The following is a 14984-nucleotide window of genomic DNA, read 5'->3' as shown; positions in this document are numbered from 1 at the left end:
AAGCAAACTATAACGAGTGAATACTCTAACCACTGTTAAATCCCTGTCGATTTTCTGTAGGATTCTGCGCAATACCTCCAAGTTTGTTATTGACCTTAGGTATATTGTGGGTTTACTCAACTTTACGAATATTGACGTTGCATTACGCTAGAAAAACTAAACTAGAGTTGTCGTCAATTTGAGAGTGATGTTCATGAAAACTGTACGAAATTTTGTATGGATGATAATTGCCGCCGTGTCTGTGTTGTGGTGGATGAGTGAACCGCAACTGCTGTCCTCGACCCAATTCTTCCAATGGCGCTCCGCGCTTATTCAATATTCTGGTGTTTTGTCGTTGGCTTTGATGTCTATTGCGATGGTGTTGGCGCTGCGCTTACCTGTGATCGAGCAATGGGTTCACGGGATGGATAAGGCCTATCGTGTGCATAAATGGCTCGGCATTGCGGGGGTTAGCCTCGGAGTCGTGCATTGGTTGACGTATAAAGTGCCCAAATGGCTAGTGTCGGCAGGAGTGCTCGAAAAACCAATCAAACACACCGGGGGTGGGCCTTCTGGGAACAACTTTGTCGGTTTAGAACTCTGGGTCAAAGAGTTGCGCGATGTGGGGCTTGGTTTGGGGGAGTGGGGTTTTTACCTGCTCTTAGCATTGCTCGTGGTGTCACTGTGGACGGTTGTTAAATACAAGCCATTTAAGTTGTCGCATCGTTTAATGGCGGCAGTGTATTTGATGATTGCTGTTCACTCCGTTTTGTTGATCAAGCACGCGTACTGGGGTGAGCCAATTCATTTTGTTGCCTTGGGCTTTGCCTTGATGGGCTCTACAGCTGCCGTTTATAGCTTGCTTGGTTTTGTCGGACGAGCAAATCGCCATCCCGCCAAAGTGGTGTCGACTCGCTACTTCCCTCAAGCGCGAGTGATGGAGCTAACTTTGGCGCCAAGCAATAACGGCCAAGGAAAAACTTGGCAAGGACACAAAGCTGGGCAGTTTGCTTATGTTCGTTTTGGTAATGAAGATCCGCATCCGTTTACGATTGTTTCAGGTGAGCATGAAGCAGAGGTACGCTTTTTGATCAAAGAGTTGGGTGATTTCACCACGGATTTGTACCACAGGGTTAAAATTGGAGAAGAAGTGATGGTTGAAGGCCCTTACGGACGCTTGGCGTTTGACGTCAATAAGCCGCAGATTTGGATTGCGGGTGGTGTTGGGGTCGCGTCGTTCTTTGCCATCTTAGCGTCACTCAAATCGCTAAAAACGCATCCTCCTGTGCATTTGTTTTACTGCACGCGAGGTTTGGATAGTCATTTAGTGGACGAGTTGTGGAAAATGGCACGTCTTGCGCAAGTGAAGCTGAACGTGATTGATACGGCGGTGTCTCCTCGACTTAACGTAGAGCGTATCGCGAGCGAATGTGGCGATTTAGCGCGTTATGAGTTCTATTTCTGCGGGCCTGAAGCTTTTTCGCAAACACTGAAAAAAGAGTTGAATGCTTATCGCGTCGATACCGAACGTCATTACCATGAAGAGCTGTTCGTCATGCGATAGTGGCAGGGATGAACGAAACAAAAAGGAGCTGAGTGCAGCTCCTTTTGTCTTATTGTATTCATGCCTAACGTATTGTCATCGTTAGATTATCTTGTTTAAGCCGAAGCCTACTTATAACCTTACAACTTCACTTTTTTGACCATGCCAGCTTCTGCGTGGCCTGGAATGTTACAAGCAAACTCTACGTTGTTGTCTCCGTGGAAGTGCCACAAAATCTGTTTTGCTTTACCTGGTTCTACGGTGACAGCATTGCCTGAGTCGTGCATGTGATTACCTGACATGTTTTTCATCATCTCACGGTGCTCAAGTTGCTCTGCTGCAGAACCGATGGTGAACTCATGATCGATTTTGCCCGTGTTCATCACCACGAATTGCACGACGTCGTTCGGTTCGATTTTTACGTCTTTCTTGAAGGTGATTTTCATGTCATCGCTCAAAATCACATGGACGACTTTATCCGGTTTCGCCCCATTCGCTGGCATACCCACGGCTGACATTCCTGCCATGCCTTGCATGTTGGAGTGATCCATTTTTGAATGATCCATCGGCATCTCGTCCATGTTCATGTTATCCATCGACATCGAACCATGGTCCATTTTGCCGTGATCCATGTTGTCGTGGTTCATGTTCGAGCTATCCATTTGCGCGAATGCGCCTGCTGATACCATAGTTAGAGCAAGAGTGATAAGTGTCTTTTTCATGTCGATTTCCTTTACTATCAATGAGGTAGTGCGCCATTGCGGTTTGTACAATGGCGCTTGTTGTTTATTTCTCTGGGTTTTGAGTTTTGTTGACTTCTCGCTGCTTCCACAGCTTGAAGATTGCTGGTAACACCAGCAGAGTCAGTAGTAGGGCAGAGGCCATGCCGCCAATCATTGGTGCAGCAATGCGCTGCATGACTTGAGAGCCAGTACCTGAGCCATACATGATAGGGATAAGGCCAATGATGACCGTGAGAACCGTCATCATGACCGGACGCACACGCAGCCCCGCGCCTTCTCGAATGGCATCGGTTAAATCACCAATTTGCAGAGCTTGTTGGTTTTCTTCTGCGTGAAGTTTTTTGTGGTGCCACGCTTGGTTGAGATACACCAGCATGATGACGCCTATCTCCACCGCAACGCCGGCGAGAGCGATAAATCCGACCCCCACGGCGATGGAGAAGTTGTAGTTGAGGTAGTGCATCAACCACAAGCCACAAACCATCGCTAAAGGCAAAGTCAGCATGATGATCAGCACCTCACCCACACGGCGGAAGCTGAAGTAAAGCAACATCATGATGATCACCAAGGTTATCGGCACGACCACACTCAAGCGATCTTTCGCGCGTTCCATGTATTCGTATTGACCAGACCAAGCGAGCGAATATCCAGCCGGGAGCACCAGTTGGTCAGCCACTGCTTGCTGCGCTTCTACCACGTAAGAACCAAGGTCGCGGCCATCGATATCCACAAACACCCAGCCGTTAGGACGAGCGTTTTCGGTTTTGATCATCGGCGGACCGTCTTCGTAACGAATGTCGGCGACATCAGCGAGTGCGATACGCGCTCCATTTGGTGTCACTAGCGGTAAGTTTTGCAGCTTAACCACAGAGTCACGGTAGTCTTGCGGGTAGCGAACGTTAATCGGGTAGCGTTCCAAGCCTTCAATGGTTTCTCCAACATTCATACCACCGACAGCGGTTGAGATGACTTGCTGAACGTCTTTGATGCTCAATCCATATCTCGCAGCTGCGCGGCGTTTAATGTCGATTGTTACGTAACGGCCACCGGCTACACGCTCGGCATAAACCGATGAAGTGCCGCGAACGTTGTTCAAGATAGGTTCTAACTGCGCGCCAATCTTTTCGATCTCTTCCAGGTCTGGGCCTGCGATTTTGATCCCGATTGGCGTCTTAATGCCCGTCGCAAGCATGTCGATACGCGTTTTGATCGGCATTACCCATGCGTTGGTTAGCCCCGGGAACTGCACGAGATTGTCGAACTCTTTGCGCAATGACTCAGTGGTCACGCCTTCACGCCATTGGTCATGAGGTTTGAGCTGAATTACCGTTTCAATCATGGTGAGTGGTGCAGGGTCGGTGGCGGTTTCTGCACGGCCAATCTTGCCCCAAACCGTTTTAACTTCCGGTACGGTTTTGATCAGCTTGTTCGTTTGCTGAACCAACTCACGTGCTTTACCGATGGAAATGCCCGGGTAGGTGGTCGGCATGTACATCAAATCGCCTTCATCCAATGGTGGGATGAATTCGCTGCCTAGTTGGCTAGTTGGGTAGTACGCCGATGCTAATAGGCCGAGCGCCAGTACGATCATCGCTTTCGGATATTTCAAGCTCAGATTAAGCAATGGACGATACAGCGCAACCAGACCACGGTTAACAGGGTTCTTATGTTCTGGCAGTATTTTACCGCGAATAAAGTAGCCCATTAGAACTGGCACGAGCGTGATCGCAAGTGCTGCCGCTGACGCCATGGCATACGTCTTGGTAAAGGCGAGAGGAGAGAACATCTTGCCTTCTTGACCTTCCAGTGCAAACACTGGAACAAAGCTTAACGTGATGATAAGCAGCGAGAAGAATAGGGGCGCACCTACTTCTTCAGCGGCTTTACCAATCACTTGCCAGCGGTTCTTATCCGTGAGTGGCGTTCGCTCAATGTGCTTGTGGACGTTTTCTATCATTACGATGGCACCATCCACCATTGCACCGATAGCGATGGCAATCCCCCCGAGCGACATGATGTTGGCATTAATGCCTTGAGAATGCATCACGATAAACGCTGCAAGGATGCCTACAGGCAAGCTCAGGGCGATAACCAATGAAGAGCGAATATGGAACAAGAACAGTGCACAGACGATGGCTACGACGATGAACTCTTCCGCTAATTTCTTCCAAAGGTTATCGACAGCTGCATTGATCAGCGTAGAACGGTCGTAAGTGGTGACGATTTCAACGCCATCCGGCAAGCTACGCTGTAAATCTTCCAACTTGTCTTTAACTTTGCTGATCACTTCACTCGCGTTTTCGCCATAGCGCATCACGATCACGCCACCCACCGCTTCACCTTCGCCGTTAAGCTCAGAGATACCGCGACGCATTTGCGGACCTAAGTTGATGTCAGCAATGTCGCCCAATAAGAGCGGTGTACCTTTGTCGGTCACTTTAAGCGGCAGCGATTTAATGTCTTCGATGCTGGTCAAGTAACCGGTGGTGCGAACCATGTGCTCAGCTTCAGCAACTTCAACTACGGATGCCCCCGTTTCTTGGTTGCCGTTTTGAATCGCCATGTTTACTTGTTGCAGCGTTAAGTTGTAAGCACGCAGCTTCGCCGGATCAATCTGGACTTGATACTGCTTAACCATACCGCCTACGGTTGCAACTTCAGAAACGCCATCGACGGTTTGCAGTTCGTACTTTAAGAACCAATCTTGCAAACTGCGCAGCTCGGCAAGGTCATGTTGACCCGTTTTGTCTTGCAATACATAGCTGTAGACCCAGCCCACACCCGTAGCATCTGGGCCTAAGGTTGGTTTTGCACTTGGTGGTAATTTAGGTGCTACTTGACTTAGGTATTCCAAAACACGTGAACGTGCCCAGTACATGTCGGTATCGTCGTTGAAAATGATGTAAACGTACGAATCCCCGAAGAACGAATACCCACGAACGGTTTCTGCACCCGGTACGGCGAGCATCGCGGTGGTTAGCGGATAAGTGACTTGATCTTCCACCACTTGCGGTGCTTGACCCGGGTAGCTGGTTTTGATGATCACCTGAACATCAGAAAGATCCGGAATTGCGTCAACAGGCGTATTCTTTACACTGTAAAGTCCTGCTAAAACAAGCATTAAGGTCGCAATCAAAACCATAAAGCGGTTATTGAGTGACCAACGGATAATTGCTCCAATCATAGTTAGCCCTCGATCGCTTCAATTTGTTTCAAAACGTAGTCAGAACCTTGTTTTTCAACTAGAAATCGGACTTTCTGACCTTCTTTGAAACCGGATAAATCCACTTCATCACCCACAGAGAAGTTCATTTCACCGGCATCCCAGCTCCATTCTGAAACCGGAAGGTGATTGAGCGTGATCATGCCAAAATCTGCCATTAGCATGCTGATGTCTCCCGTTACCCAAACGTCAGTCGCGAGAACGGTGTCATCGGCTTTGTAATCGACGATTTCGTATTGACCCGATGCGGCTTTTTGAATTTCGAACTCAATAGCTTGGCCTTTTTGCAGCGAGCCCATATCGACGCCGTCAGCGAGGGTAAAGTTCATAACCATCCCCGGCCAATCCCACTCTGGTACGGGCTGGTGGTTGATGGTCAACATGCGATGGCCTTTCATCACATCAGTGATCTCGCCCTTCGTCCAAGCCGTTTGTGCAGTGGCTTCGGTCGGTGATGAAATGCGCGATAGATCAGCCGTTTGGCTCGATTCTGAATCCAACATAAAGTGAGCTGAGGTTACGATGCGATCGTCTTGAGTCAGGCCTTGTAGTACCTCGATTTTGTCGTCAGCTTCACGCCCGACTTCGATGCGCGTTGAGCGGTATTTGCCGTCTCCCTCAGACAGCACGACGCGAGTCATACCCCCCGAGCGGATAACGGAAGACTTTGGAATGGTTAACACCGCGTTGTCGCTGACAGGTTGTAAGGCAATATTGGCGAACATGTTCGGTTTCAGCTCGCCATTGGGATTAGAGAATTTAAGACGAACACGAAGCGTGCGCGTTTTAGGATCCAAAATTGGATACACATAATCGACGTTGCCTTGCCACTCTTTACCCGGAATCGCATCCAACGTCATAGTGGCGTCGCTGCCTGCTTTCATCCAGTGAGCTTGGCGCTCAAACACTTCGGCATCCACCCATACGTTTTCAAGTGGGCCCGCGCTGATCACCGCTTGAGCAGGGGATAGGTAACCACCTTCACGAACGTTCAAACTCGCGATGACGCCATCTTCCGGAGCTTTAATTTCAATAGTTTGTGATGCTTTCCCACGTTGAGTGATGGCTCTGATTTGAGAACGATCAACACCCAGTGTCACCAAACGTTCTGTCGCGCCTTTCACTAGGCCACTACGCCCAGTTCGGTAGGCGTTCAGCAGCTCTTCTTGTGCTTTGACTAGCTCAGGAGAATACAGCGTGAACAGCACATCGCCTTTGTTGACCTTTTCACCCACGGCATTGATGTAAAGCTTTTCAACCCAGCCCGCCACGCGAACGTTGGTTTGCCACAAATGGCTTTCGTCAAACGCGATATAGCCGACAGTTTCAATCCGAGGTGAAAGTTGCTCTAAAGAGACTTGAGCGGTTTTTACACCTAAGTTGTTTTCAACCGATGGGTCAATTTTTACCGTGCCGGGTTTGTCTTGTTCACCTGCGAGGTCTTCGGCGTACACTGGGATCAAGTCCATACCCATTGGCGATTTGCCCGGTTTGTCGCGCTTATAATTTGGATCCATTGGTGCAACCCAATAGAGTGGCTCGTTTGAGCTGCTTGCAGTGCTACCGCCTGTGCCGCTCATGTCGTGGTTTGCACCAGATAGGTACTGATTAACGCCCCGCCAACAAGCAGAGCGATGGTTGCTATCTTGATTGAATTTGAATTCATTCCTAATTCCTTATTTCCCCATGAGGCATGACAGCGATGTTGATTGTTTATTGGTGTGCATTCGCCATCGTCCCCAAACTTGGGTTCTTTTATGTTTTTGTTTTAGTTCGCGCTTGCTTCAGGCGTGATGTTGGGTGCGGATACTTGATATTCGAAACCACCCAATAAAGCCGCTAAATTGCTGTTTACGATGTTTAAATCGGTAATAAGACGTTGCTGTTCGAGCTTTAGCGCCAGCTCGTCTGTGCTTGCCATGATCACGTCATTAAACTGTGCGGTGTTGTTTTGATAACCCCTTTCTACCGCGTGAATACGAGCTTGAACTTGGGGAAGTAAGGTGGATTGATAACGCTCTAAACGCTGACTCAAGTTGGCGCGATCAACCAGCAATGTGTTGACCTTCGCGTTCATCTGAGTCAGTAACGTATCTTTTTGTGAGCGAGCGGCACCCACTTGATACTGGGCGGCGGCTAAGTTGCGGTCTTGGCGATTGCCAGTGAACAGGGGAATGTCCATCGTTAGATACGCGCTCACCAAATCCGATGCAGGTTCGCCTTTCATATTGTTGGCTTGACGATAAGCGTACATCACTTCCACACCGAATTGAGGCGTGTAAGCTTGCTCTGCAATGTCCACTTGAGTTTCATTGGCAGAAATACTTACGTCTGCCATTTTCACCATCGGGTGATCACTCAACTGTTGGTAGTGCTTGGTCGTTTCGCTATTTGCAGACAACTTTTGGTTTAATGACGCCCAAGTCAGTGTGTTGCTGGCTTGAAGTGGTGAGCGTCCGTTTTGGGTATAGGTATTGAGCCAGTCAGAGCCCAACCATTCTGAGAGTTGCGAGACCAAACGGCGCTGCATTTGTGCGTTGGCTTGCAGCTTTTCATCCAACTTACTCACTTGAAGCTGTGCATTCAGTAAATCTTGCGCTTCGCTTTTGCCGATTGAGTAATTGGTTTGAATGAAGTTTTCCATTTCCGTCATGAGCCGACGGTTTTCTAGCAAAATTTGCTCTGCTTTCTGCTGATAGCCCAGCTCCAACCAAAGCTGAGTCATGCTATTTGCCACTTCAAGCTCCCGTGCGTGAACTTGCAGAGACAAACCATCGGCTTGTTGATTGGCTTTCTTTTGTTGAAGGTTGAGCGTCGAGCCACGTTCGAACTGTTGCATCAAACCGACGGAGATATTGGTCATCGGATCTTCGTCAAATTTGAAGCTATCGACAGGCAAACCACCAAAACCGACTTTCAGTTTCGGGTCCATCAAAGTTGCGCTGGCTACGCCTGTTTCGCGCATCGCTTCCGATTGAGCATAGAACTGCTTGCGGTTGCCATCGTTGCTCAATGCAACGCTAATGAGGTTTGCTAGCTCATTGGTTGATTGGGCTTGGATTGATTGAGCTTGCGCTTCTTGTTGTGCTTTCGTATTGGTTGGCGATTGCGCCACCACATTGAAAGCCGGTAGGGCAACCAGAGCCAGTGAGCATACTGGTGCCACTAAGCGATTTGGGTTGAATTCCATAATTTACATCCAAATTGATACCAAGCTCTTTTGCGTTTCGGGAACGATTGAACCGAGCGGGAGAGCGTTGGTATTTGCCAAACGGATGACGTGCTTTTTTATCGCCAAATAGCAGGTAACAAATGGAGTTACGAGCGAATAGCTGAGGTGAGCACGCTATCAGTTGGGCGCAAAGAAACTGCCTGCAAAAGGATGCAGGGTCGAATGCTTTGTATGGATTAAACTATCGGAGGCCGATACAAATCATGGGTGACTTGTACCACTGGTGCGGTGATTTCTGAGGCAATGGATGCGCGATAAGCCAGTGGGGATAGTTGGCTGACAGGGGCTGGTAACGGGACGAAAACGAATGAACAAGATGCTGTGCAGCAATTATGGATCATGCCGGAGCCATCAACACAGCTCATGGCCATTTCTGTAGAGTCGGAGCTCAACGATGAGGCCATCTCCATGCTCATGCTCATGCTCATGCTCGGGGAGCCACAGTGATCGTTCGCGCTTGCCATTTCTGTCATGAGTTCAGGCATCATAGCGCCACTCGACATCATTTTGATACTCATTAAAGGCGCGCTGTTAACCACACTAGATACCAGCAGTATCAGCGTTGTACATAACGTTAGCCAAATTGTATGCAGTGATTTAAGGCGCATACGGAGTCCAGTCAAAATGAGTGTAAATAACGAGTAACCGCTTAATAATAAAGGTTACCCTAGGGGGAAAGTCAAGCATTCACCCCCAAGTAAGCGTGAGATATTTGGTGCATCTTGGGGGAGGTTAGACATATTAATCGCCAATAAATATCTCTTTATTGAGTTTTTTGTCACACGAACTTTCCATGGTAGGGGTTATCCTTATAGAATGTAAGGTTTAACGTGCCTGCTTCGGGGGTTGTATGATAGAAATTGTCATCGATGGAAAATATAGAATTGTAGAAGAGGGGCTAACCCTTCTGGAAGCAGCCAAAGTGTGTGGGGTCGAAATCCCTTCACTGTGCGGAATGAACAAAAGTAACGAGAAAATTCCGTGTGATTTGTGTGTTGTCGAAGTGGAGAGTGGCGGAACTAAGCGCGCCTGTGATCTCAAAGTGTACCGCGGTCTCAATGTCGTCACACAATCAGAACAACTGAGTGAGCACCGCAGAAAAGCGCTCAACCGAATCATGACGGACCACTACGCCGACTGTGAAGCTCCATGCAAAACGGCGTGTCCTGCTGGGGTAGACATCCAATCTTACCTCTACCATATCTCGCAAAACGATCATCAAAAAGCGATTGAAGTGATTAAACGCACACTGCCAATGCCGTTGTCGATTGGGCGCGTGTGTCCGGCATTCTGCGAAAGTGAGTGTCGCCGTTCTTTGGTGGATGAGCCGATTGCCATTCGCCAACTCAAACGCCATGCCGCAGACGCAGATCTAGCGGCGCATGAAGCGTATGTCCCAGAGAAAAAACCAGCGAAGCATCGCAAGATCGCCGTTGTTGGTAGTGGCCCCGGTGGCTTAACGGCAGGTTATTACTTGTCGAATGAAGGTTATGACGTCACCGTATTTGAGTCCATGCCAAAAGCAGGCGGTTGGCTACGCTACGGCATTCCTGAATATCGCCTACCCAAAGACATTCTAGACAAAGAAATCGAACTGATGTGCCGCAACGGCATGCAAGTTGAAACCAACAAAAAGCTTGGGGTTGATTTTACGCTGTCTCAATTGAGTGAAGACTACGATGCTGTCTGTTTGGCTGTGGGGGCGTCTCAAGCGGTAGAAATGAATTATCCTGGTAGCGACTTGGACGGTTGCTACCTCGGTGTTGATTATCTGAAAGATTACGTTACAGAACAAAACTACGTTACGGGCAAAAAAGTTGCCGTGATTGGTGGTGGTAACACTGCGATCGACTGTGCGCGTACGGCGCGTCGTGCGGGTGCCGATACCACTTTGATCTATCGTCGAACTCGCGACGAAATGCCAGCCGAAGACTACGAAATCGTCGAAGCTGAACATGAGGGCGTGAAGTTCCATTTCTTAACGAATCCGGCGGAAAACATCGCGGATGAAAACGGCCGCGTGAAGGCAATTCGATTAGAGCGAATGGCGTTAGGTGAGCCAGATGCGTCTGGTCGTCGTAGCCCGAAACCAACGGGTGAGTTCTTTACTGAAGCATTTGATACCGTGATTGCAGCGGTATCGCAAAAGCCGGATCTCAGCTTCTTAGAAAACGATGATTTGTCTATTCCACTAACACGTTGGAACACATCTGAGTCCGACTCGCAAACCATGCACACGGGTACGGGCAATATCTTCAGTATCGGTGATTTTCGTCGTGGTCCTGCGACAGCGGTTGAAGCAGTGGGAGATGGGCGAGTTGCGGCAAAAGCGATTGATCTGTTCCTCCATGGCGATATGGCGGACATGCCGAAACCTGCGTTCAACTCTCGTAAAGAGAAAAAACTGGCGCAGGTTGACCCACTTCATTTTGAAAACATCCAAAAAGTTGCTCGTTCAATCATGCCAGAGTTGACCCCAGCGCAGCGTGAGCAGAGTTTTGCTGAAGTGGAACTGGGCTTTGATAACGAAGAGGCCATGAAAGAAGCGGCGCGCTGCTTAGAGTGTGGTTGCCAAGCGAATACCGACTGTGCCTTGCGAGATTACTCAACGGAATATCATGCCGAGCAATATTTCGATGTTTCCGTGGACGTTTCCTCTGCTAGCGTGATTGGTCATCAAGATTGGCTCGATTTGCGAGCGAAAGATCTTCGTCACAAATACGAAGTAGACCGCAGTTCTGAGTTCATTGAATTTGATGCTAACCGCTGCATCAGTTGTGGTCAGTGTATTCAAGCATGCCACGAGCAAGCGGTACATGGTGTGTTGAGTTTTGTGTCGGATAAAAATGGCCGACCAGCTTTACGACCAGATGATCGTCCACGATTCCGCTCCGATGAAAAAGGCGCAAGTTGCAGCGGTTTGACGCTCATGGGAGATTCAAAATGCGTGCAATGTGGGGCGTGTGTTCAGGCATGTCCAACGGGCGCGATGGTGGACAGCCGTGACCGCTCTCAAGGCAGAACCGAACATCTAAAAGCCGTCGATACCATTTGTACCTACTGCGGTGTGGGTTGTAAGTTGACCATGTTTGTCGATGAGCGACAAAACAAAATCCGCTATGTAAAAGGGGCGGATTCGCCGGTTAACCAAGGTATGCTGTGCGTGAAAGGCCGTTTTGGTTTTGATTTCATTAGCAGCGAAGAGCGTTTAACGACACCACTGATTCGTAAAGATGGTTGGTTGCAGCCAGCAAGTTGGGACGAAGCGATTCAGCTAGTGGCTTCGAAGCTTTCGACCATCAAGCAAGATTTTGGTAGCAACGCACTGGCCGGATTCTCTTCAGCGAAAACCACTAACGAAGATAACTACGCGTTTCAAAAATTCATCCGTCGTGAACTTGGTACGAACAACGTTGATCACTGCGCACGTTTGTGTCACGCATCAAGTGTGACAGGGCTTGAAGCATCGTTGGGGAGTGGTGCGATGACCAACGACATTCCAAGCATTAAGCATTCCGATGTGATCTTTATTATCGGTTCTGACACCACATCTGCGCACCCGATCATCGCTTCGCACATCAAACAGGCGATTCGTCATCACGGGGCGCGCTTGATTGTGGCAGACCCGAAACGAGTGGACATGGCTGAACATGCAGAGCTGTACTTGGCGCATCGTCCGGGCACGGATGTTATGTTGCTCAACGGCGTGATGCAGCAAATCATCAAAAATGGTTGGTACGATCAAGAATACATCGAAGAGCGCGTAGACGGCTTTGATACTTTGCTTCAAGAGGTGATGTCGCCAGCGTACAACCTCGACAAAGTTGAGTTAGTGACGGGCGTAAAAGCGGACGATATTTTCGCGATGGCACGAATGATTGGTACGGCAAAACGCACGGCGGTGTATTACTCAATGGGTATTACCCAGCATACAACAGGGCACGACAACGTTCGTTCGATTGCAAACCTGCAATTGTTGTGTGGCAACATCGGTATTGAGGGTGGTGGTATTAACCCACTGCGTGGTCAATCAAACGTACAAGGTGCGTGTGATATGGGCGCTTTGCCTAACTGCTATCCGGGATATCAAAAAGTGTATAACCCGATTGTTCGTCAGAAATTCGCGATTGAGTGGGATGCGCCGAACTTACCTTCTGAGCAAGGGCTTACCCTAACGGAAATCATCGATGCGGCGTGCAAACGAGAAGTTTGCGGGATGTACATCATGGGCGAAAACCCAGTACTGAGTGATCCAAACCAAGCACACGTGATTGAAGGGTTGGAAGCACTCGACTTCTTGGTCGTGCAAGACATCTTCCTCACCGAGACGGCGCAGTACGCCGATGTGGTATTGCCTTCTTGTTCATTTGCGGAAAAATCCGGTCACTTCACCAATACTGAGCGACGCGTGCAGCGCGTTAATGCGGCAGTGAAAGCGCCGGGTGAGGCGAAAGAAGATTGGTGGATCATTCAAGCGATCGCAAACGCGATGGGCAGCGATTGGCATTACCAGTGTGTTTCTGAAATCACTAGCGAAATCGCGCGTGTAACGCCGCAATATGCAGGGTTGCGTTGGGACGCGATCACGCCGAACGGTGTTCAATGGCCAAGTAACAAGAACAATCCAAACGGTACTCGTATCATGCACCAAACCCAATTTACCCGAGGGAAAGGGCAAATGGTGGGCGTGCCGTTCCGTTATGCAGCCGAGTTGCCTGATGAAGAGTACCCTTTGGTGCTTACAACAGGGCGTGTGCTAGAACAATTCCACACCGGTACGATGACACGCAAAACGAAAGGGTTGGATAACCTTGCTGGGCCAAGAGCGATGATCAGTGTTGAAGATGCCGAAGCAATTGGTATCCATAATGGTCAGCGCCTAAAAGTGTCGACTCGTCGTGGCAGCATCGAAATTGATGCGTTTGTGACCAAGCGAATGCAAAAAGGCGTCGTGTTTATTCCTTTCCATTTCGTTGAGTCGCCAGTCAACCGCTTGACGACTACGGCAACGGACCCGCATGCGAAAATTCCTGAATTCAAAGTCGCAGCAGTTAAGATTGAAATCAGTGAAACGGCCGCTCAACCAGAGCCTGTCGAGGAGGCGGTACACCACGTCTAACATCAACGCTTCACGCACTGGCGAGTTGAGAAATTGCATTTAAGCTTATGATATGTAATAGCGAAACGAGCAGTGCGTGTGTCGAGCGTTTTTAAGTGGATCATATTGCTTCTACCCGCTCTTATTTGGCTGGCGGTCAGGCAAATTGAACATATTTGGTGGGCGGAGAATCTTACCTCGATTCCCGCCCTCATTGTGTTCACTTACGTTGTTTTAGCCTCGGCGTTTTTTATCGCTCGCCGATGGTTGCAAAGTGCATTTTCTGCCTTTGTCGCTATTTTGTTTGTCTCGTTACTTGTTCCGCCGCAGCGCAGTCATGTGGCGTCTTGCTCGCACTCGTTGAGCGTCATTCAATTTAATCTTTTTTACGAAAACTCAGACATCAATCAGTTCATCAGCTATCTGTTGAGGTATCCTGCTGATTTGGTGGTGATGCAAGAGCTGACGCCGCGTGTTGGCAGCCTCTTGCACATGTTGGATGATGTCTATCCGCATTATTATGGTGGACAACGTGACGTGGGGTACCCTTCAAATTTGATGATTCTTAGCCGACACCCCATCACGGAGGTTTCGGTTTATCGTGCGCCAAATGGACAAGAAGTCATCAGAGCGGTTTGGCTGCCTAAAGGTCAAGCACCGATCACTTTGTTTGCGGCTCATCCGCCATCACCAAGAACCAGCGAGCTTTGGCATCAAAGAAATACGTTGGTGCGAACCATAGAAACGCTGACCGCGCTTTATCCTGAGCCAGAGGTGTTGGTTGTGGGGGATTTCAATCTCTCCTCGGTTAGCCCTCGTTTTTCTGCGCTGTTCCCGAGTTTTCAAACCGCGCCAGTGACGAGCTGGCCAACTAACATCAAAGGCATAAACGTGCCAGAGCCGATGATGATAGGTATTGATCACTTGTGGCTAAAATCTGAGCAAGGACAGCGAATCATTTGCTCTCGTGAATCCTCTGCTTTTCCACAAGGCTCAGATCACCGCATGGTGACAACCCAGATCGGTGTGCATATTCCATAGTTCAAGCTCTTAGAATTTGTCATGTTTCATAAGTAAAACCTGTGCTGAGCTTGTCATAGAATTGACTGTCTCTGACGATCCTCTGTTATTTGAGCAAGTTCTATAACCTAAACTTTGCTCGCTTC

At 49.0% G+C, this 14984-nt stretch carries 7 protein-coding genes and 1 pseudogene; 3 read left to right on the top strand and 5 right to left on the bottom strand.

What is annotated here, in order from left to right:
* Positions 1-193: 193 nt before the first annotated feature.
* Positions 194-1543 (top strand): ferric reductase-like transmembrane domain-containing protein, encoded by a 1350-nt coding sequence (locus NL646_RS03685; RefSeq protein ID WP_025499626.1) that lies wholly within the window; start codon positions 194-196, stop codon positions 1541-1543.
* Positions 1544-1662: 119 nt separating this feature from the next.
* On the opposite strand, the gene NL646_RS03680 is transcribed toward NL646_RS03685, so the two are convergent.
* The 5 genes and pseudogenes from NL646_RS03680 to NL646_RS03660 form a co-directional block, all read right to left on the bottom strand.
* Entirely contained in the window at positions 1663-2244 is a 582-nt protein-coding gene (locus tag NL646_RS03680; RefSeq protein WP_023584633.1) for a cupredoxin family protein, read from the bottom strand.
* Between the two features lie 64 nt (positions 2245-2308).
* Positions 2309-5449: an efflux RND transporter permease subunit gene (locus tag NL646_RS03675; protein WP_253663868.1), complete on the bottom strand. Its 3141-nt coding sequence runs from the start codon at positions 5447-5449 to the stop codon at positions 2309-2311.
* Between the two features lie 2 nt (positions 5450-5451).
* Positions 5452-7154 (bottom strand): annotated as a pseudogene (locus NL646_RS03670) (efflux RND transporter periplasmic adaptor subunit).
* A 102-nt stretch (positions 7155-7256) separates the two neighbouring features.
* Complete coding sequence (locus NL646_RS03665; protein WP_253663867.1) at positions 7257-8678, bottom strand: TolC family protein; 1422 nt, start codon at positions 8676-8678, stop codon at positions 7257-7259.
* Between the two features lie 218 nt (positions 8679-8896).
* A complete protein-coding gene (locus tag NL646_RS03660) occupies positions 8897-9328 on the bottom strand; it encodes a hypothetical protein (protein WP_253663866.1) in 432 nt (143 codons plus the stop codon).
* A gap of 242 nt (positions 9329-9570) precedes the next feature.
* On the opposite strand from NL646_RS03660, the gene fdhF reads away from it, so the two are divergent.
* Positions 9571-13839, top strand: a complete 4269-nt coding sequence (gene fdhF, locus NL646_RS03655) for a formate dehydrogenase subunit alpha (RefSeq protein WP_253663865.1) — start codon at positions 9571-9573, stop codon at positions 13837-13839.
* 78 nt (positions 13840-13917) lie between these two features.
* Positions 13918-14859 (top strand): endonuclease/exonuclease/phosphatase family protein, encoded by a 942-nt coding sequence (locus NL646_RS03650; protein ID WP_253663864.1) that lies wholly within the window; start codon positions 13918-13920, stop codon positions 14857-14859.
* Positions 14860-14984 lie beyond the last annotated feature (125 nt).

Origin of the sequence: Vibrio sp. Y20_XG_PY13 (assembly GCF_024181925.1) — a bacterium.
Classification (GTDB): domain Bacteria; phylum Pseudomonadota; class Gammaproteobacteria; order Enterobacterales; family Vibrionaceae; genus Vibrio; species Vibrio parahaemolyticus.
The sequence above is the reverse complement of the archived record's forward strand: the minus strand, read 5'-3'. Positions and strand labels throughout refer to the sequence as shown.